We start from the raw sequence: 24,041 nt of genomic DNA on the forward strand, positions 1-24,041 counted from the left end.
GCTTCAGGTTGTTGTTTGAGCATGATCTTTTCGGAAAACCGCTACGCACTTTTCCGGATCATGCTCTAGCCGCTCGATTTGGGGACTGGGTGCCCTGCGGCCGGGCTGGCGTCAAGTCATTTGGTCCCGAGCCATTTCTTGGCGGCGGCCTCGGCCTTGGCCCGGTCCTCGGGGGCCAGATCGCTCAATTGCTTGTCGAGATCGGGTTCGCCCTTGCCGGCGGTTCGGGCGATAAGATGCCATTTGAAACCCTCGATCTTGTCTACCGGCGTACCGTCACCATAAATCAGCACCCAAGCCAGTCGGCTCTGTGCGATTGGGCTACCCTGGCGGGCCGCCTTGCGCAGTAGCGCCACAGCGGCTGGCTTGTTCCTCGGCGTGCCGGTGCCGTTGAATAGCGCGATGGCATATTCGACCTCGGCATCGACATTGTCGGCGAGCGAGGCGGCCTGAAGCAGCCGCACCGCCCGGTCGATGTCCTTCGGCACGCCGGTGCCTTCCTTGTAGAAGGTCGCGAGCGCGTATTGCGCCTCGGGTAGCCCTGCATCTGCGGCCTGGCGCAGCAGCTCGGCCGAGCGCCTGACGTCCTGCGGCAGCGTCTGCCCGTCGAGATAGAGCAGCGCGAGATTGTAGGCGGCCTTTGGCTCGCCGAGCTTGGCGGCTGAGGCGAGCAGTTTTACCGCGTCGCCCTTGTCGATCGAGCCGCCGCGGCCGGCCACGCGCATCATCGCGAGTTCGAACATCGCCTCCCGGTCGCCGGCATCCGACGCGCGTTTGTACCATTCGGCGGCCTTGACATAGTCGCGCTTGATGCCGAGGGCGTTGGAATAGAGCTGGCCCAGCATGGTCATCGCCTTGGGATCGCCGGCTTGCGCTCGCGCGGTAGCAAGGTCGAAGGCGGTCTTGTACTGGCCGCGCTGATAGGCGCCGTACACGAGGTCGGCATTGGAATTGTCTGTCGGCGGCGCCGGGATCACGGTCGCGGCCGGCGGCGGGCTCGGCGAGGCCGAGGGTTTTGGCGCCGGCGCGGCCTCCTTCTTCTTGGTGATCGCGTGCGGCTTGGCCGCAGATTTTTCCTTTGGATTTTCCTTGGGATTTTCTTTGGGTTTCTCGGGCGCAGGGCTCGGCGTTGCCGCCGGCGGCGTCAGCGAGAGCTGCGCGGCCGCAGGCGTGGCGAGGAGTAACAGCGCCAGGAACGATGTGGAAAGCGGGGGCTTCATGATCGGCTGCTAGCCATGCTCCCGGCTTGCGGGCGCTTCCGCATAGGCCTTCTTGATCGCGGCTTCCGCGTCGACCAGCGCAGCCTTCGGCCCGCGCGGGTCGGCCCAGATGAAATCGCCAACCAGCACGAAATCCGCGCCCGCAGCGGCGAACTCGAAGGCTTCCGCCAATGAGGTGGCAAAGCCGACGCAGGGCGGCTCGAACAGCTCTGCCCACCAGTCCAGCCGCTCCGCGATCGCTTGCACCGAGGGGCGCTGGCCGTTTGCGTCGGGCTCGCCGAACAGCACGTAATCCGCGCCCATCTCGCCTGCGCTCATGGAATCATGCCTGGTCGTGAGCCCGCCGACGCCGGCGATGCGGTTCGGCTTCAGCGACGGCATGGCTTCTTCGAGCGCGGCGATGCCGATCAGATGCGCGCCATCGGCGCCGCCGCGCGCGACCAGCTCGACATGGCCGTCGAGCAGCAACGCAGCGCCGGCCTTCTGAACGACCGGCGCCAGCGCCTTCACCCGCGTGATCATCGTGCGCTGGTCTGTTTCCTTCAGTCGCACCAGCACGGCCGCGACATCGGCGGCGGCGAGCAGAGCGGGCAGCTCGCCGAGAAGCGAAGCGGGGTCGTCGACGAGCGGCGTCGCGAGATAAAGCCGCGGCGCCGGGCGCGCGGAAGCGGAATTGTTCGACAAGTCTACGCCGCCTTCTTTTCGAGCCCGCTGTCCCATTCGCCGCGGCTGGCGAGCGCGTTCATCCGCGCGCGATGGGCGAAGGCGCTTTGACCGGCCGCGACGTTTTCCGCCTTGCCCGACCAGGCCTTCTGCGGCGCGGCCTGGAGCGCGCGGCCATAGGAGAAGGTCAGCCGCCACGGCAGCGGGCCAAGCCTGTTCATGGCATCGAGATGCGCGGTTGCCTCCTCGTCGGACTGGCCGCCGGAGAGGAATGCGATGCCGGGCACTGCGGCCGGCACGCACGCCTTCAGCAGACGCACGGTCTTCTCGGCGACCTCCGCGACGGGGGCCTGCTTGGGGCACTTCTTGCCTGAGACTGCCATGTTGGGCTTCAGCACCATGCCTTCGAGCGCGACGCGCTGCACGCGCAATTCCTGGAACGTCTTGTTGAGCACGCGCTGCGTGACGTCATAGCAGCGGTCGATGTCGTGGTCGCCGTCCATCAGTACCTCCGGCTCGACGATCGGCACGATCTGCGTGGCCTGGCACAGCGCCGCGTAGCGCGCCAGCGCATGCGCGTTGACGCTGATGGCCGTCATCGAGGGGATGCCGCTGCCGATGTCGATCACCGCGCGCCATTTGGCGAAGCGGGCGCCGCGCTCATAGTATTTCTTCAGCCGCTCGGCGAGCTTGTCCAGGCCGACGGTAACGAGCTCGCCCGGGCACATCGGCAGTGCCTGCGTGCCCTCATCGACCTTGATGCCGGGAATGGCGCCGCTCGCTTCGATCAGCTTCACCAGCGGGGTGCCATCCTTGGCATTCTGCCAGATCGTCTCGTCATAGAGGATGACGCCGGAGATGTGCTGGCTCATGGCGTCTTTGGAGCGAAACAGCATCTCGCGGTAGTCGCGGCGGTTGTCTTCGGTGGATTCGACACCGATTGCGTCAAAACGTTTCTTGATGGTGCCGGAGGATTCGTCGGCGGCGAGGATGCCCTTGCCGGGCGTAACCATGGCCTGTGCGACCTTGTTGAGCTCAGTCAGATTCATCGAGAGGTCCTCCCAAAACGTTTCTGCCTTGCCCGCGAAAATAGACCGTTCTCGGGCAATTGCCGAGTTAACGTTGGTCGCAGGGTAAAGGGGGGAGATCGTTAGGGTCTGCGTTTTTGACCGGTCTGGGCGACCGCTTACCTCGCCCCGCTTGCGGGGAGAGGTCGCATCGCATCGAAGATGCGATGCGGGTGAGCGGGACTCTCCGCGAATTCGACTGTTACCGCATTTGCTGAGGCGGCCCCTCACCCCAACCCTCTCCCCGCGAGGGGCGGGGAGAGGGAGGGATAGATCACGCAATCTTCGGGTTGAGTTCGCCCTTGGCGTAGCGCTTGGCCATTTCGGCGGTGGTCAGGACGCGCTTGATCTTGGAGGCCTGGCCGGCGGTGTTGAACTCCTGGAGCCGCTGCTTGCACAGCTTGGTCATGGCTTCCATGGCCGGCTTCAGATACTTGCGCGGATCGAACTCTTCCGGGTTGTCCTTCAGGACCTTGCGGATCTGGCCGGTCATCGCCATGCGGTTGTCGGTGTCGATGTTGATCTTGCGCACGCCGTTCTTGATGCCGCGCTGGATCTCGGCGACCGGCACGCCCCAGGTCGGCTTCATCTTGCCGCCGTTGGCGTTGATGATCTCCTGAAGCTCCTGCGGCACCGAGGAGGAGCCGTGCATCACAAGATGCGTGTTCGGCAGCTTGCGGTGGATCTCCTCGATCACGTTCATGGCGAGGATGTCGCCATCCGGCTTGCGGGTGAACTTGTAGGCGCCGTGCGAGGTGCCCATCGCGATCGCGAGCGCGTCGACCTGGGTCTCCTTGACGAACTTCACTGCCTCATCCGGATTGGTCAGGAGCTGGTCGTGCGACAGCTTGCCCTCGGCGCCGTGGCCGTCTTCCTTGTCGCCCATGCCGGTCTCGAGCGAGCCGAGCACGCCGAGTTCGCCTTCCACCGAGATGCCGCCGAGATGGGCCATGTCCGTTACGGTCTTGGTGACGCCGACATTGTAGCCCCAGTCGCCCGGGGTCTTGCCGTCGGCCTTCAGCGAGCCGTCCATCATGACGGAGGTGAAGCCGGCCTGGATCGCGGTCATGCAGGTTGCGGGCTCGTTGCCGTGGTCGAGATGCACGCAGACCGGGATGTGCGGATAGATCTCGGTGACCGCGTCCATCATGTGCTTGAGCATGACGTCATTGGCGTAGGAGCGCGCGCCGCGCGAGGCCTGGATGATGACGGGCGCATCGACCTGGTTGGCCGCGTCCATGATCGCCAGCGCCTGCTCCATGTTGTTGATGTTGAAGGCCGGTACGCCGTAATCGTTCTCCGCCGCATGGTCGAGCAATTGACGCAACGTGATCCGAGCCATCTCTGTTTTTCTCCCGTTTCGGCCTTCCGGCCAACTAACTTACTTTGTGCGCAAAACCTCGACGCCGGGCAGGGGCTTGCCTTCCATCCATTCAAGAAATGCGCCACCGGCGGTCGAGACATAGGTGAAATCGGAGCCGACACCAGCCTGGTTGAGCGCCGCGACGGTGTCGCCACCGCCTGCGATCGAGATCAGCTTCTTGGTTTTGGTGCGTTCGGCGGCGTGCTTGGCGGCCGCCACGGTGCCGCGGTCGAACGGCTGAAGCTCGAAGGCTCCAAGCGGGCCGTTCCAGACCAGCGTTGCCGCATCGTCGATCGCGGCATGGATGCGCACAACCGATTGCGGGCCGACGTCGAGGATCATGCCATCAGCCGGGATCGCATCGAGCCCGTAGGCATGCGAGGGCGCATTGGCGGCGAAATGATAGGCGACGGTGGCGTCGACCGGGAGGATGATCGCGCAGTTCGCGGCCTCGGCCTTCTCCATGATGCGCACCGCCGTTGCGGCGAGATCCTTTTCGGCCAGCGACTTGCCGACCGCAACGCCCTGGGCGTGCAGGAAGGTATTGGCCATGCCGCCGCCGATCACGAGCGCATCGACCTTGCTGACGAGGTTTTCCAGGAGGTCGATCTTGGTCGAGACCTTGGCGCCGCCGATGATCGCGATGACGGGCTTGGTCGGCGCTTCCAGCGCCTTTTCCAGCGCATCCAACTCGGCCTGCATGGTGCGGCCGGCATAGGCCGGCAGCTTGTGGCCGAGGCCCTCGGTCGAGGCGTGGGCGCGGTGCGCGGCGGAGAAGGCGTCATTGACCCAGATGTCGCCGAGCTTTGCCAATTCCGCGACGAAGGTGGGATCGTTCTTCTCTTCCTCTTTGTGGAAGCGGGTATTTTCCAGGCACAGGATGTCGCCGTCGTTCAGCGCCGCCACGGCCTTGGCCGCGGGCTCGCCGATGCAATCGTCGGCAAATGCAACCGGCTTCTTCACGACCTTCGACAGCGCTTCGGCCACCGGCTTGAGCGAGTCCTTGGGGTCGCGTCCCTTCGGCCGGCCGAAATGCGCGAGCAGGATGACCTTGCCGCCCTTGTCGGCGATTTCGGTGATGGTCGGCGCGACGCGCTCGAGCCGCGTTGCGTCGGTGACGCGCCCGTTGTCCATGGGCACGTTGAGATCGACGCGCAGCAGCACGCGCTTGCCCTTCACGTCGACGTCGTCGAGGGTGCGAAATCTGGCCATGTTTCTGATCACTCGTTAACTGGCGACGTTACGGCGCATCGCGCTCAGGTGGATTGCCTTCCTGCCTGGTCGTTACCTTGCTTCCCTGGCGCATGCCGTACGCGATCAATGCGAACAGCAGGATGACGCCAGGAATTCCGATCCAGGCAGGAAGCATCGCGCTCCCTTAGATCACCTTGCTCATCGCAACGGCGGTGTCCGCCATGCGGTTCGAGAAACCCCACTCGTTGTCGTACCAGGACATCACGCGCACCAGCGTGCCGTTCTGCACCTTGGTCTGGTCCTCGTGGAACGTGGAGGAGTGCGGGTCGTGGTTGAAGTCGATCGAGACGTTCGGTGCCGTGGTGTAGCCGAGGATGCCCTTGAGCTGCTGCTCGGAGGCGCGCTTCATCGCCGCGTTGACTTCCTTGGCGTCGGTGGCGCGCTTGGCGACGATCTTGAGGTCGACGACCGAGACGTTCGGGGTCGGCACGCGGATCGCGACGCCGTCGAGCTTGCCCTTCAGCTCCGGCAGCACGAGGCCGATCGCCTTCGCAGCGCCCGTCGAGGTCGGGATCATCGACATCGCCGCGGCGCGGCCGCGGTAGAGATCCTTGTGCAGCGTGTCCAGCGTCGGCTGGTCGCCGGTGTAGGCGTGGATCGTCGTCATGAAGCCCGTCTCGATGCCGACAAGGTCGTTCAGCACCTTGGCGATCGGGGCCAGGCAGTTGGTGGTGCAGGAGCCGTTCGAGACGACCAGATGATTCTTCGTCAGCGTGTCGTGGTTGACACCGTAGACGATGGTTGCGTCGGCGCCGTCGGCGGGTGCGGAGACCAGCACGCGCTTGGCGCCGGCGGTCAGATGCAAGGCGGCCTTGTCCTTCGAGGTGAAGATGCCGGTGCACTCCATCGCGATGTCGACGCCGAGATCTTTCCAGGGCAGCTTCGAAGGATCGCGCTCGGCGGTCACCTTGATCTTGCCGTTGCCGAGATTGATCGTATCGCCGTCGACGGTCACGGTTCCCGGGAAGCGGCCGTGCACGGAGTCGAAGCGGAGCAGATGCGCGTTGGTCTCGACCGGTCCGAGATCATTGATGGCGACCACCTCGACGTCCTTGCGGCCGGACTCCGCGATGGCGCGCAGGATGTTGCGGCCGATGCGGCCAAAACCGTTAATTGCAACGCGGACTGCCATCTTTCGTCTCCTTCAATGACCGTTGTCATCCCGCGGAACGCTAGCTAGCGCGCCTGCGAGGGTTTTTAGGGCGGACGCCCGGTTCGGCCGGGCGGTACTTGATCATATGGGGAGCTTGGTAGTCCTTTTTTCCGGCAAGCTCAACTCTCAGGAAATGCGCTTCAGGACAGCGTTAACTGCAGCCTCGGCGGTAATTCCAAAGTGCTTGAAAAGGTCCTTGGCAGGCGCGCTCGCGCCGAAGGAATGCATGCCGATAAATTCGCCATCCTGGCCGATCACGGCATCCCAGCCCCAGCGGACCGCGGCCTCGATCGCGACCTTGACCGGCGCGTTGCCGATGATGGCGGCACGCTTCGCCTCTGGTTGCGCTAACAAGAGCTCGAGCGAGGGCACCGAGACCACCCGCGTCGGGATGCCGCGCTCGGCGAGCTGCTTTTGGGCGGCGACCGCGATCTCGACCTCGGAGCCCGAGGCGAACAGCGTCGCCTTGGCCTCGCCTTGGGCGGCGACCAGCTCGTAGGCGCCGTACTGGCAGGGGTTCTCGTTCGCGGAGCTGCGGAGCTGCGGCAGGTTCTGGCGCGTCAGTGCGAGCACCGTCGGACCGTCGATACGGTTCAGCGCCAGCTCCCAGCACTCGGCGACCTCGATGGAGTCGCAGGGGCGCAACACGCGCATGTTCGGAATCGCGCGCAGCGCGGCGAGATGCTCGACCGGCTGATGGGTCGGGCCGTCTTCGCCAAGCCCGATGGAATCGTGGGTCATGACGTAGACGACGCCCGCGCCCATCAACGCGGCAATCCGCATCGCAGGCCGCGCGTAATCCGTGAACACCAGGAAGGTCGCGCCGTTCGGCGCGAAGCCGCCGTGCAGGAAGATGCCGTTCATCGCGGCGCACATGCCGTGCTCGCGAATGCCGTAATGGATGAAGCGGCCCTTCGGTGTCTTGGCGGAGAAGGCGATCGCCGACTTCGCCTTGTTGTTGTTGGAGCCGGTGAGGTCGGCCGAACCCGCCAAAAATTCCATCGGCATCGCGGCGGCGATCGCCTCGATCGCGGCTTCCGAGGATTTGCGCGTCGCGACGTTGAGTGGATTTTCCAGAAGGCTCTTCTTGTGCGCCTTCAGCGCCTTCGCGAGTGAGGCGGGGCGCTCATGGCGCAGGCGGCGCTCGAACTCGGCGCGCTTGCGGCTGCCGAGCTCACCAATCCGCGCTTCCCACTCCTGCCGTGCGGCCGCGCCACGGCTGCCAGCCGCGCGCCAGGCCTTGAGCACGTCGTCGGGCACCGAGAACGGCTCGAGCGAGATGCCAAGATTTTCCTTGGCGGCCTTCAGCTCGTCGGCGCCAAGCGCCTCGCCATGCACCTTCGCGGTACCGGCCTTATGCGGCGCGCCATAGCCGATGGTGGTGCGGCAGGCGATCAGCGTTGGCTTGTTGGATTTTTTTGCGCGCGTGATAGCGGCGGTGATTGCGGCCTGGTCCTGGCCGTCGATCTTCTCGGCGGCCCAGCCCGCCGACTTGAAGCGCTTCACCTGGTCGACCGAGTCTGCGATCGAGGTCGGGCCGTCGATCGAGATGCCGTTGTCGTCATAGAGCACGATCAGCTTATTGAGCTTCCAGTGTCCGGCCATGGCGATGGCTTCCTGCGACACGCCTTCCATCAGGTCGCCGTCGGAGGCGAGCACGTAGGTGTGGTGATCGACGATCTTCTTGCCGAACTCCGCCGCGAGCATTTTCTCGGCGAGCGCCATGCCGACTGCGGTGGAAATGCCCTGGCCGAGCGGGCCGGTGGTGGTCTCGATGCCCTTGGTGTGAAAGTTCTCGGGGTGGCCGGGGGTCAGCGATCCCAGCTGGCGGAAGTGTCTGAGCTGGTCCACCGTCATGTCCGGATTGCCGGTCAGGAACAGCAGCGAATAGAGCAGCATCGAGCCGTGGCCGGCCGACAGCACGAAGCGGTCGCGGTCGGGCCAGGCGGGTGCCTGGGCGTCGAATTTCAGGAACTGCGTGAACAGGACGGTCGCGATGTCGGCGGCTCCCATCGGCAGGCCGGGATGGCCGGACTTAGCCCTCTCGACCGCGTCCATCGAGAGCCCGCGGATCGCATTGGCCATACGGGTGGGATCGACCTGCGTCATGTCTGAAATCCGTCTGAAATGAGGCGCTTGGTGGCGGTGTACGCCCGCGCGGGAAGGAGCCTTTCGGCCGCTGGAAGGTCGGGGGCTGGATAGCATCTCGGTTCCGGGAGTCCAAGGCAATCGAACGTCATCCCCGGGCGAAAAGTTGCTCCAAGCGCGATCGGGAAAAGCCCCAACGGTGGTCGCGCGCGACAGGAACCTGTCGGGGCGGGACGCCCGATCCCGATCTATCGGTGCATAGTTTTGCCGCGGCGTTGCGCTTCGCTTCCCTGCCACGTAAATTTCTGCTTCTAAGCGCTTGCCGAACCGAGTCTTTTGCCGAGCGGCAAGTCCTGGTGAAAAGGCCAACACAAGGGTCCGCCGCTGACTGCATGAGCGATCGCGCTGCCAACAGTTCCGCCATGACGGAGTCCGCCGCCGTCGAGATCGAGATCGCGACCCGGAGACTCACGTCGGCGCTCGACGCGCTGGAGAGCGCGGTCGAACGACGGCGCGATGCCGATCGCGACGAGAACGAGCTCGCGACGCGCATCCAGGCGCTGGGCACGGACCGCTCGCGACTCGCCGACGAGCTCGACGGTGCGCTGATGAAGGCGCGCAAGCTCGAGCGCACCAATCGCGAAATTTCCGATCGGCTGGATTCCGCGATCGTCACGATACGTTCGGTGCTCGATACCGGAGAGGACGGATGAGCCACATCAACGTCACCATCAACGGCCGGCAATATCGCATGGCCTGCGAGGAAGGGCAGGAGGTGCGGCTGTTGAAGCTCGCCGAAGGCCTGGAGTCGCGGATCCAGAACCTGCGCGGAAAATTCGGCGAGATTGGTGACGCGCGGCTCACCGTGATGGCGGCACTCACCGCATGCGACGAGCTGGTCGATGCCGGCAACCGCATCCGGACGCTGGAAGCCGAGGTGAACGAGCTGCGGGATTTCCGCAATGCCGCCGCCGAGCGCGCCCGGATGACGCAGACCGCGGTGGTCAATGCGCTGAACGCCGCAGCCGAGCGCATCGAGAAATCGACCCAGGTCCTGAACCGGACCGTCGGCAACGGGATTGCGATCGGTTGACGAAGGAGCGGGCTGGCGATTCGTCAGCGTCGTTGCTAGATTGCGTCAAGCGAAGCTGCGACGCGCGTCAGGAGCCATATATCCCCGGGGCCTTATCGATCCTTTAGGGAACTGTCCCTGGCCGGGCCCGTGGGCTCGGACATATGGTGCCCACCTACTTTCGTAGGGAACTCCGGGATCGAGTGCTTCAACGGCGTTTGCGGCTTCGCGCTTTTGTTTGCCTGGTTTGTGCCTGTCTAATTTGCGTCCCCGACACACTTGCGGTTGAATTTAGTCTCGGTGTCATGCCCCGCGAAAGCGGGGCATCCAGTACGCCGCGCTGTCGAGGTTCATGCTCTGGCGTCTCTGGAATACTGGATCGCCCGCCTTCGCGGGCGATGACGGCAGAACAAGGTTCTGCCTCAGGGAAAACGCTGATGACCAACTCAAAAGCCGAACTCCGTGCCAAGGCTCTCGCCAAGCGCGATGCGCTCAGCGAAAAGAAGCGCACTGCTGCCGCCGCAAAGCTCGGCAAGCGCGGCCTGCCGTTCGAGATCGTACCCGGCAGCATCGTCTCCGGCTATTCGCCGATCCGCAGCGAGATCGATCCGGTGCCCCTGATGCAGAAGCTCGCGGCCGAAGGCGCGCGGCTGGCGCTGCCTTGCGTCACGACGCGCGGCAAGTCATTGATCTTCCGCATCTGGCATCCGAGCGACCGGCTGATGCTCGGCCCGCTCGGCATTCCCGAGCCGTCGCCGGCGGCGGCCGAGGTCATCCCCGACATCATGCTGACGCCGCTTGCCGCGTTCGACCGTCTCGGCCACCGCATCGGCTATGGCGCGGGACATTACGATTTCACCTTCGCGCATTTGCGCAAGACCAAGCATGTCGTCGGCATCGGGCTCGCCTTTGCGGCGCAGGAGATCGATGCTGTTCCCGCACTATCGCACGACGTCGCGCTGGATTATGTGCTAACGGAAACCGACGTGTTCGATTTCCGGAGTTCTGAAGTTGCGCATTCTCTTCGTGGGTGACGTCGTCGGCCGGGCCGGCCGCGCGGCGATCGCCGAGCACCTGCCCAACATGGTCCGTGACTGGTCGCTCGATTTCGTCGTCGTCAACGGTGAAAATTCCGCCGGTGGATTCGGCATCACGGAAGCGATCTATCAGGAGCTGCTCGACGCCGGCGCCGATGCGGTCACGCTCGGCAACCATTCCTGGGACCAGCGCGAGGCGCTGGTGTTCATCGAGCGCGCCGAGCGCCTGGTGCGGCCGGCGAACTATCCGCGCGGCACGCCGGGTCGCGGCGCCGCTCTGGTCGAGACGAAGAACGGCCGTCATGCGCTCGTCGTCAACGCGCTGGGCCGCGTCTTCATGACGCCGTTCGACGATCCCTTCGCGGCGATCGAGCGCGAGCTCGGCGCCTGTCCCCTGCGCGAGGCGGCGGATGCGATCGTGGTCGATTTCCATTGCGAGGCGACCAGCGAGAAGCAGGGCATCGGCTTCTTCTGCGACGGCCGCGCCAGCCTCGTCGTCGGTACGCATACGCATGTGCCGACCGCCGATCACCAGATCCTCCCCGGCGGCACCGCCTACATGACCGATGCCGGCATGACCGGCGACTACGATTCGATCATCGGCATGCAAAAGGAAGAGCCGCTGCGCCGTTTCACCTCCGGCATCCCCTCCGGCCGTTTCGAGCCGGCGATGGGCACGGCGACGCTGAGCGGGGTCGCGGTGGAGACGGATGATGCAACAGGGCTCGCGCTGAAGATTGCGCCGGTGCGCGCAGGTGGTCGGCTCGAGCCGGCGACGCCGAGGTTCTGGTTGAGTTAGAAATCTAGCGCGGCACTGACGCTGCACCCTCTCCCCTTGCGGGAGAGGGTGGCTTCGATGCGAAGCATCGAAGCCGGGTGAGGAGGTCTATCCGCGAGTCACTCTCTCGCAGTGTACCTTGCGGAAGCAACCCCTCATCCGGCGCTTCGCGCCACCTTCTCCCGCAAGGGGAGAAGGGACAGCAGCGCGCGGCTTCACTCCTGCCGGAATCCCATCCGGAAGGCGCCCCAGTGCTTGCCCTTCACGATGATCGGCGAGGACAGATCCTTCATCAGCACGAATTGGCCGCCGCCCATGTCGCGGCGGTAGGTCTGCAGCAGGAACGGCTTTGTGTTCGCCGCGACCTTCCTCACCGCGCGGTCGTTGAACAGGCGGCGGTTGCGGCAATTGGCGTTGTTCCAGACGGGGTCCTTGCCCTGCGGCAGGCGATAGTTCGGATTGTGGGTCGGCAGATAGCCGCCCTTCGCCCAGGCGACGCAGAACACGATGCGCGGGTCCGACTTCTGGATCGGGTCCTGGATCGCCGGCAGAACGCGGTCGGTAAAGTCGACGTAGCTGGTGAGAAATTGCTTGGGATCGGTGCCGGGAATCTCGCGATATGTCTCGTCCATGAGCTGATTGAGCGTGATCTCGCCGCGGTCGATCGCCGCATCGAACTCGGCTGAGATGCGCCTGGCGGTGTCGACGACGACGCTGATCAGCGGCGCGTCCGACGTCTCCACGCCGCTGTCGGCGATCAGCGCGATCAGGCCCTCGGAGGTGTCGAGCAGCTTTGCCACCCGCTCGTCGGCATTCCTGAGATCGCGCGAGGAGAGGTCGACGCCCTTGGCGAGCTCGCTGAGCTCCGAGATCACGGTGTCGCAATGGCCGAGATTGGAGGTCGCGGCGCGCGCGACGCTGTCGATCTCCGCGCCCACGGAGGCAAAGCCCTGCTGCACGCGCGTGATGATGCGGGAGATCTGCTGCGCGCCGTCGCCGGCGTTCTTCGCGCGCAGCGAGGCATCGCCGCTTTCGCCGATCAGGCTGCCGATCTGGCCGTCGAGATCGCGCACGGTATCCGCGATCTGTTGCGTGGCCTGCCGGGTCGCTTCCGCAAGGCTCTTCACCTCGCTCGCCACGACGGCGAAGCCGCGGCCGGCGCTGCCGGCGCGCGCCGCCTCGATCGTGGCGTTGAGCGCGAGCAGGTTGGTCTGCTTCGCAATCGCCTCGATCGAGCCGGAGACCTTGGCGACCTGGCTCAGTGCCGAGCCGACCGCGGCGAGCCGCGCCTCGATGCGAGCGACGGCTGCGACAAGCTCGGAGATGTGGCCAACCGCGGTCTCGACCACGTCGCGCGACTGCGCGATCTCGCCGACCGCGGTGGATGTCGTCGATTGCACCGCCTGCGACGCATTGGCGATCTCGCGATTGGCCGAGACCATCGTCTCTGCCGTCTTCTGCAGATGGTGGAACCGCTCCGACTGGCTGGCAACGCGATTGGCGACCTCCTGGACGTTGCCGGCGATGTCGGCGAGCTCAACCCCGAGGCCGCCGATGCGATCGGCGAGCTGGTCTATGAGGCGTTCGGCCAGCGTCCGGTTGGATGACGTGTCCATGACTGCACGCTGCACGACGGACATATTCGAACTTCCTCCAGCCGGAGTCGACTATCGACTCACAAACGGCATTCCCATTCCCATTTCAAAGCGTGATTCGTTTTAATGCTGATTCGCGCTTTGCCGTCTTGCCTGAGCGTGCACTAAAGCGCGATGAGATTTGGATGAACCGTCATCGCGCTTTAGGTTGTTGTTTGTGCATGATCTTTTCGGAAAACCGCTTCACACTTTTCCAGATCATGCTTTAGAGCTTGTAGGCCGTCCGGAACCCGCCCCAGTGCCGGCCCTGCACGCGGATCGGTACGTCGATCTCGCGCATCATCACCGTGTTGCCGTTGCCCATGTCGCGCGCGTAGCTCTGCACCAGGTAAGAGCGCAGATTGCGCGCCGCAGCGAGGCCCGCCGGGTCGTTGAAGATGCGCCGGTTGCGACTATTCGCTGTGTTCCAGGCGACATCGCCCGGGCGTTGCGGATGCGAATAGATCTTGTTGTGCACCGGCAGGAAGCCGTTGCGGTCGACCATGGCGCAGAACGCCATACGCTGATCCTTCGTCAGGAATGCTTCCTGGAAGGAGGGGAGGGCGCGGTCGGCCCAGTCGAGATATCTCGTGCGGTACTGCTGCGGATTGGTACCGGCGATTTCCGCGTAATCGGTGTCGAAGAGATCGTCGAGCCTGACCTCGCCGCGCGCGACCGCCTGCTCGAAGATCCTCGTCAGCGCGGCGCCCGCTTCCATCGCGCGGGTCACGAATTCCGTGTTCTCTTCGTGGATCGACCAGAGCTTGTCCTCGATTTTTTCGCGCAGCTCGGCGTTCGACGCCTGGAACTGCGTCCGCGCGCCGGCCTTGGACTGCTCGGCGACGCGCAGGCGGCAGGCGCCAATATCCTGGAGCACGCCGTCGATGGTCTCGTGCACCGAAAGCCTCGCGGCATCCGCGCCGCCGATCAGGACGCCGTCCATCGCAATCTCGTAGACCGGTATCGTCTCGCGGCGGCCCTTGATCTCGAGCTTGAGATGGCAGGGCAGGCGCTCGGTCTTGCGGCGGTCGTCGGCGTCGCTCTGCCTGAGCAGCACGGCGCAGCGCGATTTCAGCTTCTGCGCGAACATCGTGACAGCCTTGCCGGCGCTGGAGACGCTTTCGCCATGGGCTTCCGCCGCCTTGGTGGCGGCATCGATCTCGGCGGCGCTGTCGCCGACGGATACGATGAACTTCGATGCGGTTGCCGCGTTGCCGGAGACCTCGCTGGTGGTCGCGGTCTGCTCGGCGACCGCGCCATTGACGGTGTCGAACACCGGGCGGATCGCCTCGATCGCCTGTGAGATGCGGTGCACGGCTTCCGCCGAGCCTGCCGCGTCCTTTTGCAGTGCCTCGATCTTCCTGGTGATCTCCTCGGTCGCGCTCTGGGTCTGCACCGCGAGCGCCTTCACCTCGGTGGCAACGACGGCAAAGCCTTTTCCGGCCGCGCCGGCGCGCGCTGCCTCGATGGTCGAGTTCAGCGCGAGCAGCGTGGTCTGGCGCGCGATCTGCGCGATCAAATTGACGACGTTGCCGATCGCCGCGGAGGATTCGCGCAAGCGGTCAACATTGGCGCGGGCTTCTTGCGCGGCGGCGCTCGCAGCATCCGCAAGCTTGCCGGCCTCGCGGACCTGGGCGCCGATGCCCTGCGCGGACTGGGTGAATTTCTCGGCCGCGCTGGCAAAGGTGGTCGCGGTCGATTGCGCGGCGCTGCTGCGCCCCGTGAGGGCATCGGTGCGCTCGCGGATGGTCGCGAGCGTGTTGGCGGTTGCTTCCGCCCCGCCGGCGACCGATTCGGCGGCGCGCTCGAGCTGGCGGATCATCGCGCCGAGCTCGAGTTCCAGAAGCTCAAGAATTTCCTTGGCTGAATCGCCTTCCGGCGCAGCAGCGGGCTCGGCGACGGCTTGGGCCACCTGCGGCGTAGCCGCAGCCTGTTCCGGCAGACGCTTCCGAAGTAGTCCGAAGGCCATCAGGTCGCTCTTGTCGGGGGACGGGACGTGGATATTTTCACATCCCGAGATGAAGTCAGGGTTAACAGGTGCCTGATGGCGCGGCAGCGGCCCTACAATATTACCTTCAAGTATGCTCTTTCATTCCGGGGGGCTCGCGGCCTATAAGGCCCGCGCTCCATCCCCTTACCTTGGCTGACGATTCCTCAGAGACCACGCATGGCCGGACATTCCCAATTCAAGAACATCATGCACCGCAAGGGGCGGCAGGATGCGCAGAAGTCGAAGCTCTTCGGCAAGCTGGCCCGCGAAATCACCGTCGCGGCCAAGCTCGGCACGCCCGACCCCAACATGAATCCGCGCCTGCGCGCGGCCGTGATCGCGGCGCGCCAGGAGAACATGCCGAAGGACAATATCGAGCGCGCCATCAAGAAGGCGCTCGGCAATGAGGGCGAGAACTATGACGAGATCCGCTACGAGGGCTATGGCCCCGGCGGCGTCGCCGTCATCGTCGAGGCGCTGACCGACAACCGCAACCGCGCCGCTTCCGATATCCGCTCTTTCTTCACAAAATCCGGCGGAAATCTCGGCGAAACCGGCTCGGTCTCCTTTATGTTCGACCGCACCGGCATCATCGAATATGACCGCAGCGTCGCTTCCGACGACGCGGTGCTCGATGCCGCGATCGAGGCCGGTGCAGACGACGTCATCTCGGGCGAGAACGGCCATGAGATCTACGCCTCGACCGAAAGCTACCGCGATGTGGCCAAGGCGCTCGAAGCGAAGTTCGGCGAGCCGCGCAAGGCCGCGCTGATCTGGAAGCCGCAGAACACGGTGGTCGTCGACGACGAGACCGGCGAGAAGCTTCTCAAGCTGATGGACCTGCTCAACGAGCACGACGACGTCCAGAACGTCTATGCCAATTTCGAGATTTCCGACGCGCTGATGGCGAAGATGGGCGGATAAAGCGGCTCTCGTGTCCCGGACGCGGCGCACTGCGAAGCGGTGCGACGCAGAGCCGGGACCCACGCTTCCCAGTCTGCCGATGCAGAGATGGGCCCCGGTTCAGCAGCGCATCACTGCGTGCTGCGCTGCGCCCGGGGCACGAGACCATACTTCCCCGGGGACTTGCGTTCCGTTTCTGTTTCCCTCCCTCCGGCCAGCCGCTATCACTGGCCCATGACCGCGCTCCCGATTCGCCATCCCGTCCGCATCATTGGCATCGACCCCGGCCTGCGCCGCACCGGCTGGGGCGTGATCGAGGCCGACGGCAATCGCCTCGTCTATGTCGCCTGCGGCTCGGTGGAACCGCCTGAGGGCTTGGCGCTGTCGAGCCGGTTGCTCGCGATCCATGAGGGGCTCGCGTCTGTGCTCTCCCACCACAAGCCGATGGAAGCCGCCGTCGAGCAGACCTTCGTCAACAAGGACGGCGTTGCGACGCTCAAACTCGGCCAGGCCCGCGGCGTCGCCATGCTGGCGCCCGCGATGTTCGGCATCACGGTGGCCGAATACGCGCCCAACCAGGTCAAGAAGACCGTGGTCGGCGCCGGTCACGCCGACAAGAACCAGATCGCGGTGATGCTGAAGATCCTGCTGCCCAAAGCCGAGCCGCCGTCGGCGGACGCCGCCGACGCGCTCGCCATCGCCATCACCCACGCCCATCACCGCCAAAGTGCCGCCCTGCGGCTGAAGGTGGTGGGGATATGATCGGCAAGCTCAAGGGCCTGATCGATTCCTACGGCGAGGATTTCGTCATCCTCGACGTCGGCGGCGTCGGCTATCAGGTGCATTGCTCGACCCGCACGCTGCAGCATCTGCCCTCGCCCGGCGAAGCGGCCGTGCTGTCGATCGAGACCTATGTCCGCGAGGACCAGATAAAACTGTTCGGCTTCCGCACCGACCAGGAGCGCGAATGGTTTCGCCTGCTCCAGACCGTGCAGGGGGTCGGCGCCAAGGTTGCGCTCGCGGTGCTCGGCACGCTGCAGCCTTTCGACCTCGCGAACGCGATCGCGCTGCGCGACAAGGCCGCGGTGTCGCGCACGCCGGGCGTAGGTCCCAAGGTGGCCGAGCGCATCGTCACCGAGTTGAAGGACAAGGCGCCGGCCTTTGCCAATGTCGATCCGCACGTCGTTCATCTCGCCGGCGCCGTCGACGACCAGCGTGCCCCGCGGCCCGTCGCGGACGCGATCTCCGCGCTGGTCAATCTCGGCTACGGCCAGCCGCAGGCGGCGGCCGCCATCGCCGCGGCGTCACGCAATGCCGGCGAGAATGCGGAAACCGCGCAGCTCATCCGTTTGGGTCTGAAAGAATTGTCGAAATAGACTATCCTGCGCGGCCCGCTGACTGACGAAGGAATGCATTTTCCGCCATGCTGAGCAACGAAGACAAGGAACTCATCGCCGCCGCGACCGCCGCGATCAGCGAGCGTTATCGCAATGACTGGCAGGAGGTGGGCGCTGCTATGCGCACGCGCGACGGCCGCATCGTCACCGGCGTGAACATCGACGCCTATATCGGCCGCATTGCAGTCTGCGCCGAGGCGATCGCGATCGGACGCGCCATTACGGAGACCGGTGACCGCGGCATCGAGACGATCGTCGCCGTGCGCCATCCCAAGCCGGACGAGCCCGGCGACATCGCCGTCGTCTCACCCTGCGGCATCTGCCGCGAGCTGATCCACGATTACGACGCCAAGGCGCGGGTCATCGTTCCCGACAATGGCCGCGAGCCGAAGGTCGTCAGCATCGGCGAGCTCTTGCCGAACAAATACCGGCGGGGCAACGAGTGAACACCCCCTCCCGCATCGTCACACCCGAGCGCCGCAGCGACGATGTCGGCGATACGGCGCTGCGCCCGCAATCGCTGACCGAATTCGTCGGCCAGCAGCAGGCGCGCAAGAATCTGTCCATCTTCATCGATGCTGCGCGCAAGCGCGGCGAGGCGCTGGATCACGTGCTGTTCGTGGGTCCCCCCGGCCTCGGCAAGACCACGCTGGCGCAGATCGTGGCGCGCGAGCTCGGCGTCGGCTTTCGCGCCACATCGGGCCCTGTGATCGCCAAGGCCGGCGATCTCGCCGCGCTCCTCACCAACCTCGAAGAGCGCGACGTACTCTTCATCGACGAGATCCACCGCCTGAGCCCAGCAGTGGAAGAGGTGCTCTATCCCGCGATGGAGGATTTCCAGCTCGACCTCATCATCGGCGAGGGGCCGGCGGCGCGCTCGGTCAAGATCGAGCTTGCAAAGTTCACCCTCGTCGGCGCGACGACGCGTGCCGGCCTTCTCACCAATCCGCTGCGCGACCGTTTCGGCATCCCGATCCGGCTCAACTTCTATACGGTCGAGGAGCTGGAAGGCATCGTCACCCGCGGCGCGCGCGTGCTCAATGTCGGCATGAGCCCGGATGGCGCCAACGAGATCGCGCGCCGCGCCCGCGGCACGCCGCGCATCGCCGGCCGGCTGCTCAGGCGGGTGCGCGACTTTGCCTCCGCCGCCAACGCTGAAACCATTGATCGCGAGATCGCCGACCATGCGCTGAGCGCGCTGGAGGTCGATGCCGCGGGCCTGGACGCCATGGACCGGCGCTACCTGACGACAATTGCGCTCAATTATGGGGGCGGCCCGGTCGGCGTCGAGACCATGGCCGCCGCGCTGTCCGAGCCGCGCGATGCCATCGAGGACATCATCGAGCCCTATCTGATCCAGTGCGGCTATCTCCAGCGTACCCCGCGCGGCCGTCTCCTCACCACGCATGCCTTCCGCCATCTCGGCCTCACTGAGCCCTCGCGCGATACGGCACAGTTCGGCCTGTTCGGCACGGACGAGAGCGACGACTAAAGCGACGTTGAACCCACCTGTTTCGTGCTCCCACTAATGCGAACGCGCGGCGATCGGGGTCGCTGGCGCAACGCACATTGGCTGGAGTGGGAAGAATGGGGCTGAGTGAGCAAGCAACACTGCTTGAAAGCATCGCGTCCGCACCGCAACTGCGGACGCCCGACGAGACCGAAGCGTTCCTCGATCCGATGCCGCTGGCCGAGCTGGCCTCGATGTGGTGCGCGCTTCAGCGCGTCAGCCGGCGCGACCAGGCCGGCAGCATCTGGGCGCTGAAACTCTATTTCGATCATCTGCCGCATCGTCGCCCGCAGCGCGCGCTCGATCTCATCCTAGACGTGCTGAAGACCGAGACCGACAAGCCGACCGTGATGCAGCTCAACGACAAGTTCTTGCTGGCGCTGCTCTATGCCCATGGCGACGAGGTGATCGGGCGTATCGAGCATGAGGCGAAGCACAATGCGCGGCTGCGCTGGCTGCTCGGGGGCGTACATTTCGGCGACGAGGAGCCGCTGATGCGGCGCATCGCAGGGATTGCCAATCAAGCGGCCTGGCACGCCGATCACCTGGCCCAGCGCACTCCGCGCGAGCTGCTCGATTGCGCCAGCATGTCGCTGTCCGAGCTGGCGCAGGCCTGGATCGAGCAATATTCCAGGTCCGACCGCGACCAGGACGACAATCTGTTCGCGATCATGGATTTCGAGCGCGATTTGCGCGAGGACGATCCCGACCGGATGATCGACCTGATCCTGGAGATCCTCAGGGTGGAGTCCAATCCCGTGCTGCTGTCGGTGCTGGCGGCCGGTCCGCTCGAGGACGTGATCAGCCTGCGCACGATCGACCGCATCGAGCGCGAGGCCCGTGCCGACAGGCGCTTCCATGACTTGCTCGGCGGCGTCTGGTATTACCGGGCGTCCGACGAATTGAAGACGCGTCTGGATGCGCTGGTCGGCGTGAGGGACCGTTAACGTTTCTGCTCACGATCTGCACAAGCGCACCCCAATTCCGCTTCAATCGGAGGACATCAAGGCAAGGCATCACAATCGGTTTCCCATGATCTCTCGTCGCGCTTTCTTTCGGTCCATCGGCGGTCTGTCAGTCGCTGGCGTATCAACGACGGCTTACGGCGTCGGCATCGAGCCGGAGCGGTTGCTGGTCACCCGCTACAACCTGTCGCCGCCGCAATGGCCCGTCGATTTCGATCTGAAGATCGCCGTCATTGCCGATTTGCATGCCTGCGATCCCTGGATGTCGCTCGAACGCATCGCTGGCATCGTCCAACGTACCAATGCGCTCCAGCCCGACATTACCGTGCTGCTCGGCGACTACGTCGTCAGTCAGCGCCATGCCACGCGCGCCATTCCGGCTAGCGAGTGGGCATCGGTGCTGGGCGGGTTGAAAGCGCCGCTCGGAGTGCACGCCATCCTCGGCAATCACGATTATTGGGATGACAAGACCGTGCAGCGCGAGGGCAGGGGACTGCCGGCCGCGCGGATCGCGCTGGAGGCCGCCGGCATTCCCGTCTATGAGAACGACGCAACGCGCCTCACCAAAGCCGGACGTCCGTTCTGGCTCGCCGGGCTTGGTGACCAACTCGCCTATGTGCCGGCGCGCCACTTTCGCCCGATGCGGCGCGTCGGCGTCGACGATCTCAGCGCGACGCTCGCCAAGGTGACCGACAGCGCTCCGCTGATCCTGCTCGCGCACGAACCCGACATCGCTTCGCGCGTGCCGGCGCGCGTCGCGCTGCAATTGTCCGGTCACACCCATGGAGGCCAGGTGCGGCTGCTGGGCTGGTCACCGGCCGCTCCGTCGAGACCAGAACTCGCCTATGGCCACGTCCGCAAGAATTGCGACGTCGTCGTCTCCGGCGGGCTGGGCTGCAGCATCATACCCTTCCGCCTTGGTGTTCCTCCGGAAATCGTACTGGTAACGCTGGGGAACGCGGGGCAGGCGGTGTCATAGCGATGGCTTGCGCGTCGGGCTGATTTGCGCAAAACACGAGCGTGGACAATGAACCAAGGCTCGCGCAGTGACAGTTCATCTCGATGGTGAGATCCGCGAAGGCCGCCACCACATGCAGGTCCGCGTCTACTACGAGGACACGGACTTTTCCGGCATCGTCTATCACGCCAACTATCTGCGCTTCATGGAGCGCGGGCGGACCAACCATCTGCGGCTGATGGGCGCCGAGCAGCAGGCGCTGTTCGAGCAGGTCGAGACGGAAGATGCCGGCTTTGCCTTCGTGGTGCGCTCGATGCATCTGGATTTCCTCAAGCCCGCGCGCATGGACGATGTGCTCGACATCGTGACCTGGCCGATCGCGGTGAAGGGCGCCTCGATCATGCTGGCGCAGGAGGTGCGGCGCGCCGAGGACGTGCTGGTGAAAGCGGAAGTGCGCGTCGCCTTCATCAGCGGCGGCCGCGCCCAGCCGATCCCGAAATCAATCCGGAACCTGATGAAGGCCGACGTGATTACGAAATGAGCCGATAGGGAAGACGGGCCATCGACTTCCAGGCGCGCGAGCGTAGATTTGCGTGTCCCCAACTGATGAGGCCAGCCATGTCGCGTCCGCCGCTTCCGCCCTTCACGAGAGAGACCGCCGCTCAAAAGGCCCGCATGGCCGAGGACGCCTGGAATTCGCGCGACCCGCAGCGTGTCGCGCTGGCCTATACCGAGGACAGCCGCTGGCGCAATCGCTCGGAGGTGTTTTGGGGGCGCGAGGCGATCGTGGCGTTTCTCACCCGCAAATGGGCAAAGGAGCTCGACTATCGGCTGATCAAGGACCTCTGGGCCTATGACGGCAACCGCATCGCTGTGCGCTTCCAGTACGAATGGCACGACACGAGCGGCCAGTGGTATCGCTCTTACGGCAACGAGCAGTGGGAGTTCGACGAGCACGGCCTGATGAAGCGTCGCGAGGCGTCGATCAACGACATCGCCATCGCGGAGAGCGATCGCCGCTTCCACTGGCCTGCACCGGGGCCAAGGCCCGCCGATGTGGCGGGACTGGGCGATAGTCCATTCTAAGACGCATCGACAGAAGCTGAGCTTGGCGCGCTGCACCCTCTCCCCTTGCGGGAGAGGGTGGCTGTGGCCGCATCTCGCGAACTAAGAAGTTGTCGCCCGCCTCGTCAGAAACCTCGTGATCGCGCCACCGAGCTTCGCGCTATCCAGCGGCTCTGACAGCGAGGCCTTGGCGGTGGCAACGACGTTGTCGGGCGCGTGGCCTTCGCGGAGCTCGCAGCAGACTTGCGCGAAGCTCTTGTCGAATTCCGGATGCGGCTGCACGGAGAGCGTCGTGCCGTTGGGGTAGAGCAGGCCGGCATGCGGGGCGAATTCCGAATACAGGATCGTCCGCGCGTCCTGCGGTGGTTCGATGACCTGGTCCTGGTGCGAGCAGGCGATTGCGAGCTGTTCGCCGCCGATGACGCCGTTGTTCGGCGCCACCTGATAGACGTGCCGGCCGATGCCCCAGCCTTTGTCCGACTTGCGCACGGTGCCGCCCAGCGCCTGCGCGATCAGTTGGTGGCCGAAGCAGACGCCGACCATCGGCGTCTTGTTGGCATGGGCGGTGCGTACGAATTCTTCGAGCGGCGCGATCCAGTCGAGCCCGTCATAGACGCCGGCCGCCGCGCCGGTGATCAGGATCGCCTCCAACTGCCGCGGGTCGGGGAGCGCCTCGCCATCGGGGATGCTCACGACGTCGAACGCAGCGGAAGAATCCTCGGTACGGATCATGCGCTCGAACATGTCCGGAAACGAGCCGTGGCGCTCGCGATGTTTGCGAGGGACGGCTCCGGTCTCGATGATGGTGATGCGTGCCATATGCCCTCGAAGAATTGCATCCTCGGCTAAGAACGTGTCCTCGGTTAAGAGATTGTGTGTGCCTGCGCAAGCTCAGTCGCGCTGTGCCTCCTGTGGCGTGCCGCTCTCCAGAAGCCTGCTCTCCTTGCGAACCTCGTTGAGGAAGGCCTTTGCCAGCCGCGACAGCGGCTCTGCTTCCGACCACAGCATATAGGCGACCGCGCGCGTCGTCGGCGCGAACGGCCGCACGACGAGGCCGTTGCCGCCATTTTGCCGCGGCGAAAATGGATCGACCACCGCGGCGCCCACGCCGGCGGCCGCGAGCACGCAGGCCGTGTTGCAGTAGCGCACCTCGACCGTCGGCTGGAAAGGCGCGCCGGCGCGGGCAAAACTGTCGCGCACGGCTTCACCTAACCGTGTGCCGCGCTCGAGCCCGATGAAGGGCAGGCCGACGAGATCGGAGGCGGAGATCACCGGCTGCCCGGCCAGCGGATGCTTTGGCGGCAGCACGCAGACCATCTCGCCGGTGTGCACCACCTCATGCGCGATGCCGGGATGATGCGTGAGCCCGAGCGCGAAGCCGAGCTCGGCGACATGGCTCAGCACGCCCTCGATGATGCCCTCGTAGCGCCGGACATCGAAGAACACCCGCGTCTCCGGACGGCGGCGCAGGAAGCTGGACAGAGCGGAGGGGATGATGCTGTAGGCAAGCGGCGGCGTCGCCACGAGCGACAGATGTCCCGAGCGGTTCTCCCGCAGATCGCGCACGCGGCTTTCGAGCTTGGCATGCAGCGCGAAGATTGCCTCGCTCTCCTTGTAGAGCGCCATCGCTTCGGCGGTCGGAAACAGCCGGTTGTTGACGCGCTCGAACAGCGCAAAGCCGGCCTGCGCCTCCATCGTCTTCAGCGCGTTGCTCACCGCGGGCTGTGACAGCGCCAGCTCGTCCGCTGCCGCGACCGTGGTGCGGTGGCGAATGACGGCACGCAGGATCTCGAGCTGGCGGAGGTTCATATAAGCCCCGATTATACTCTCGGCCAAAATATCATAGCACAATGAATTGCTTTTCAACTCCCGTTTCCGCGTAATGGCCGCGGATTTGCACGCTGGATCAAAGAGTTCCGCCGCC

Annotated in this window: 24 protein-coding genes and 1 other RNA gene; 14 read left to right on the plus strand and 11 right to left on the minus strand. The window is 65.1% G+C overall.

Annotated features, from left to right (window positions below; translation table 11 throughout):
- Positions 1–116: 116 nt before the first annotated feature.
- The 7 genes from YUU_RS0107465 to tkt form a co-directional block, all read right to left on the minus strand.
- On the minus strand, positions 117–1,220 hold the full coding sequence (locus tag YUU_RS0107465; protein WP_027521835.1) for a tetratricopeptide repeat protein: 1,104 nt from the start codon (positions 1,218–1,220) through the stop codon (positions 117–119).
- Between the two features lie 9 nt (positions 1,221–1,229).
- A complete protein-coding gene (locus YUU_RS0107470) occupies positions 1,230–1,904 on the minus strand; it encodes a thiamine phosphate synthase (RefSeq protein WP_027521836.1) in 675 nt (224 codons plus the stop codon).
- Positions 1,905–1,906: 2 nt separating this feature from the next.
- Positions 1,907–2,932, minus strand: coding sequence for a class I fructose-bisphosphate aldolase (locus YUU_RS0107475; protein ID WP_027521837.1), 1,026 nt, complete (start codon positions 2,930–2,932; stop codon positions 1,907–1,909).
- Between the two features lie 292 nt (positions 2,933–3,224).
- Positions 3,225–4,292 carry a class II fructose-bisphosphate aldolase gene (gene fba, locus YUU_RS0107480; RefSeq protein ID WP_027521838.1) on the minus strand — a complete coding sequence of 356 codons (1,068 nt, stop codon included), beginning with the start codon at positions 4,290–4,292 and terminating at the stop codon, positions 3,225–3,227.
- A gap of 39 nt (positions 4,293–4,331) precedes the next feature.
- Positions 4,332–5,525, minus strand: a complete 1,194-nt coding sequence (gene pgk, locus YUU_RS0107485) for a phosphoglycerate kinase (RefSeq protein WP_027521839.1) — start codon at positions 5,523–5,525, stop codon at positions 4,332–4,334.
- Positions 5,526–5,691: 166 nt separating this feature from the next.
- A complete protein-coding gene (gene gap / locus YUU_RS0107495) occupies positions 5,692–6,699 on the minus strand; it encodes a type I glyceraldehyde-3-phosphate dehydrogenase (RefSeq protein WP_027521840.1) in 1,008 nt (335 codons plus the stop codon).
- Positions 6,700–6,846: 147 nt separating this feature from the next.
- The gene (tkt, locus tag YUU_RS0107500) at positions 6,847–8,829 is read right to left on the minus strand and encodes a transketolase (protein WP_027521841.1); all 1,983 of its coding nucleotides are present in this window, start codon (positions 8,827–8,829) and stop codon (positions 6,847–6,849) included.
- A 371-nt stretch (positions 8,830–9,200) separates the two neighbouring features.
- Here tkt and YUU_RS0107505 point away from each other — a divergent pair, with 371 nt between their 5' ends.
- The 5 genes from YUU_RS0107505 to YUU_RS0107520 all read left to right on the plus strand — a co-directional run bounded on the left by YUU_RS0107505 (position 9,201) and on the right by YUU_RS0107520 (position 11,716).
- Positions 9,201–9,521: a DUF4164 domain-containing protein gene (locus YUU_RS0107505; RefSeq protein WP_027521842.1), complete on the plus strand. Its 321-nt coding sequence runs from the start codon at positions 9,201–9,203 to the stop codon at positions 9,519–9,521.
- Positions 9,518–9,901, plus strand: coding sequence for a cell division protein ZapA (locus YUU_RS0107510; RefSeq protein ID WP_027521843.1), 384 nt, complete (start codon positions 9,518–9,520; stop codon positions 9,899–9,901). The genes YUU_RS0107505 and YUU_RS0107510 overlap by 4 nt, the downstream gene beginning before the upstream one ends.
- 49 nt (positions 9,902–9,950) lie before the next feature.
- Positions 9,951–10,111: non-coding RNA, 6S RNA (gene ssrS, locus YUU_RS55765), on the plus strand.
- Positions 10,112–10,317: 206 nt separating this feature from the next.
- Entirely contained in the window at positions 10,318–10,914 is a 597-nt protein-coding gene (locus YUU_RS0107515) for a 5-formyltetrahydrofolate cyclo-ligase (protein ID WP_027521844.1), read from the plus strand.
- Positions 10,892–11,716 carry a TIGR00282 family metallophosphoesterase gene (locus tag YUU_RS0107520; protein ID WP_027521845.1) on the plus strand — a complete coding sequence of 275 codons (825 nt, stop codon included), beginning with the start codon at positions 10,892–10,894 and terminating at the stop codon, positions 11,714–11,716. Before YUU_RS0107515 ends, YUU_RS0107520 begins: the two co-directional genes overlap by 23 nt.
- Positions 11,717–11,910: 194 nt before the next feature.
- Here the strand turns inward: YUU_RS0107520 and YUU_RS0107525 are convergent, their stop codons facing one another.
- Complete coding sequence (locus tag YUU_RS0107525) at positions 11,911–13,335, minus strand: methyl-accepting chemotaxis protein (RefSeq protein WP_027521846.1); 1,425 nt, start codon at positions 13,333–13,335, stop codon at positions 11,911–11,913.
- Between the two features lie 220 nt (positions 13,336–13,555).
- Complete coding sequence (locus YUU_RS0107530; protein ID WP_027521847.1) at positions 13,556–15,298, minus strand: methyl-accepting chemotaxis protein; 1,743 nt, start codon at positions 15,296–15,298, stop codon at positions 13,556–13,558.
- A 198-nt stretch (positions 15,299–15,496) separates the two neighbouring features.
- Between YUU_RS0107530 and YUU_RS0107535 the strand changes: the two genes are divergently transcribed.
- From YUU_RS0107535 to YUU_RS0107575, 9 genes are all read left to right on the plus strand, one after another.
- Positions 15,497–16,243 (plus strand): YebC/PmpR family DNA-binding transcriptional regulator, encoded by a 747-nt coding sequence (locus tag YUU_RS0107535; RefSeq protein WP_027521848.1) that lies wholly within the window; start codon positions 15,497–15,499, stop codon positions 16,241–16,243.
- Positions 16,244–16,456: 213 nt separating this feature from the next.
- On the plus strand, positions 16,457–16,984 hold the full coding sequence (gene ruvC / locus YUU_RS0107540) for a crossover junction endodeoxyribonuclease RuvC (RefSeq protein WP_027521849.1): 528 nt from the start codon (positions 16,457–16,459) through the stop codon (positions 16,982–16,984).
- Positions 16,981–17,598, plus strand: coding sequence for a Holliday junction branch migration protein RuvA (gene ruvA / locus YUU_RS0107545; protein WP_027521850.1), 618 nt, complete (start codon positions 16,981–16,983; stop codon positions 17,596–17,598). Before ruvC ends, ruvA begins: the two co-directional genes overlap by 4 nt.
- A 47-nt stretch (positions 17,599–17,645) precedes the next feature.
- The gene (locus YUU_RS0107550; RefSeq protein ID WP_027521851.1) at positions 17,646–18,065 is read left to right on the plus strand and encodes a cytidine deaminase; all 420 of its coding nucleotides are present in this window, start codon (positions 17,646–17,648) and stop codon (positions 18,063–18,065) included.
- Entirely contained in the window at positions 18,062–19,111 is a 1,050-nt protein-coding gene (gene ruvB / locus YUU_RS0107555) for a Holliday junction branch migration DNA helicase RuvB (RefSeq protein WP_027521852.1), read from the plus strand. Before YUU_RS0107550 ends, ruvB begins: the two co-directional genes overlap by 4 nt.
- A 95-nt stretch (positions 19,112–19,206) precedes the next feature.
- Positions 19,207–20,076 (plus strand): DUF6869 domain-containing protein, encoded by an 870-nt coding sequence (locus tag YUU_RS0107560; RefSeq protein ID WP_027521853.1) that lies wholly within the window; start codon positions 19,207–19,209, stop codon positions 20,074–20,076.
- An 85-nt stretch (positions 20,077–20,161) separates the two neighbouring features.
- The gene (locus YUU_RS0107565; protein WP_027521854.1) at positions 20,162–21,073 is read left to right on the plus strand and encodes a metallophosphoesterase; all 912 of its coding nucleotides are present in this window, start codon (positions 20,162–20,164) and stop codon (positions 21,071–21,073) included.
- Between the two features lie 112 nt (positions 21,074–21,185).
- A complete protein-coding gene (ybgC, locus tag YUU_RS0107570) occupies positions 21,186–21,593 on the plus strand; it encodes a tol-pal system-associated acyl-CoA thioesterase (RefSeq protein WP_051389640.1) in 408 nt (135 codons plus the stop codon).
- Between the two features lie 77 nt (positions 21,594–21,670).
- Positions 21,671–22,138 (plus strand): nuclear transport factor 2 family protein, encoded by a 468-nt coding sequence (locus tag YUU_RS0107575; protein WP_027521856.1) that lies wholly within the window; start codon positions 21,671–21,673, stop codon positions 22,136–22,138.
- A gap of 81 nt (positions 22,139–22,219) precedes the next feature.
- Here YUU_RS0107575 and YUU_RS0107580 read toward each other — a convergent pair whose 3' ends face one another.
- Both YUU_RS0107580 and YUU_RS0107585 read right to left on the minus strand, forming a co-directional pair.
- A complete protein-coding gene (locus YUU_RS0107580; RefSeq protein ID WP_027521857.1) occupies positions 22,220–22,936 on the minus strand; it encodes a type 1 glutamine amidotransferase in 717 nt (238 codons plus the stop codon).
- Between the two features lie 72 nt (positions 22,937–23,008).
- A complete protein-coding gene (locus YUU_RS0107585) occupies positions 23,009–23,926 on the minus strand; it encodes a LysR family transcriptional regulator (protein ID WP_027521858.1) in 918 nt (305 codons plus the stop codon).
- Between the last annotated feature and the right edge of the window lie 115 nt (positions 23,927–24,041).

The organism is Bradyrhizobium sp. Ec3.3, from assembly GCF_000472925.1.
Classification (GTDB): Bacteria; Pseudomonadota; Alphaproteobacteria; order Rhizobiales; family Xanthobacteraceae; genus Bradyrhizobium.

What these genes read in the sequence shown, in the direction of transcription:
- gap (WP_027521840.1), bottom strand. Translation starts at nt 6,699, where the DNA reads ATGGCAGTCCGCGTTGCAATTAACGGTTTTGGCCGCATCGGCCGCAAC.
- YUU_RS0107565 (WP_027521854.1), top strand. Translation starts at nt 20,162, where the DNA reads ATGATCTCTCGTCGCGCTTTCTTTCGGTCCATCGGCGGTCTGTCAGTC.
- fba (WP_027521838.1), bottom strand. Translation starts at nt 4,292, where the DNA reads ATGGCTCGGATCACGTTGCGTCAATTGCTCGACCATGCGGCGGAGAAC.
- tkt (WP_027521841.1), bottom strand. Translation starts at nt 8,829, where the DNA reads ATGACGCAGGTCGATCCCACCCGTATGGCCAATGCGATCCGCGGGCTC.
- YUU_RS0107550 (WP_027521851.1), top strand. Translation starts at nt 17,646, where the DNA reads ATGCTGAGCAACGAAGACAAGGAACTCATCGCCGCCGCGACCGCCGCG.
- YUU_RS0107575 (WP_027521856.1), top strand. Translation starts at nt 21,671, where the DNA reads ATGTCGCGTCCGCCGCTTCCGCCCTTCACGAGAGAGACCGCCGCTCAA.
- YUU_RS0107580 (WP_027521857.1), bottom strand. Translation starts at nt 22,936, where the DNA reads ATGGCACGCATCACCATCATCGAGACCGGAGCCGTCCCTCGCAAACAT.
- YUU_RS0107465 (WP_027521835.1), bottom strand. Translation starts at nt 1,220, where the DNA reads ATGAAGCCCCCGCTTTCCACATCGTTCCTGGCGCTGTTACTCCTCGCC.
- ruvC (WP_027521849.1), top strand. Translation starts at nt 16,457, where the DNA reads ATGACCGCGCTCCCGATTCGCCATCCCGTCCGCATCATTGGCATCGAC.
- ruvA (WP_027521850.1), top strand. Translation starts at nt 16,981, where the DNA reads ATGATCGGCAAGCTCAAGGGCCTGATCGATTCCTACGGCGAGGATTTC.
- YUU_RS0107585 (WP_027521858.1), bottom strand. Translation starts at nt 23,926, where the DNA reads ATGAACCTCCGCCAGCTCGAGATCCTGCGTGCCGTCATTCGCCACCGC.
- pgk (WP_027521839.1), bottom strand. Translation starts at nt 5,525, where the DNA reads ATGGCCAGATTTCGCACCCTCGACGACGTCGACGTGAAGGGCAAGCGC.
- YUU_RS0107475 (WP_027521837.1), bottom strand. Translation starts at nt 2,932, where the DNA reads ATGAATCTGACTGAGCTCAACAAGGTCGCACAGGCCATGGTTACGCCC.
- YUU_RS0107530 (WP_027521847.1), bottom strand. Translation starts at nt 15,298, where the DNA reads ATGGCCTTCGGACTACTTCGGAAGCGTCTGCCGGAACAGGCTGCGGCT.
- YUU_RS0107515 (WP_027521844.1), top strand. Translation starts at nt 10,318, where the DNA reads ATGACCAACTCAAAAGCCGAACTCCGTGCCAAGGCTCTCGCCAAGCGC.
- YUU_RS0107505 (WP_027521842.1), top strand. Translation starts at nt 9,201, where the DNA reads ATGAGCGATCGCGCTGCCAACAGTTCCGCCATGACGGAGTCCGCCGCC.
- YUU_RS0107535 (WP_027521848.1), top strand. Translation starts at nt 15,497, where the DNA reads ATGGCCGGACATTCCCAATTCAAGAACATCATGCACCGCAAGGGGCGG.
- YUU_RS0107510 (WP_027521843.1), top strand. Translation starts at nt 9,518, where the DNA reads ATGAGCCACATCAACGTCACCATCAACGGCCGGCAATATCGCATGGCC.
- ybgC (WP_051389640.1), top strand. Translation starts at nt 21,186, where the DNA reads ATGCAGGTCCGCGTCTACTACGAGGACACGGACTTTTCCGGCATCGTC.
- YUU_RS0107560 (WP_027521853.1), top strand. Translation starts at nt 19,207, where the DNA reads ATGGGGCTGAGTGAGCAAGCAACACTGCTTGAAAGCATCGCGTCCGCA.
- YUU_RS0107525 (WP_027521846.1), bottom strand. Translation starts at nt 13,335, where the DNA reads ATGTCCGTCGTGCAGCGTGCAGTCATGGACACGTCATCCAACCGGACG.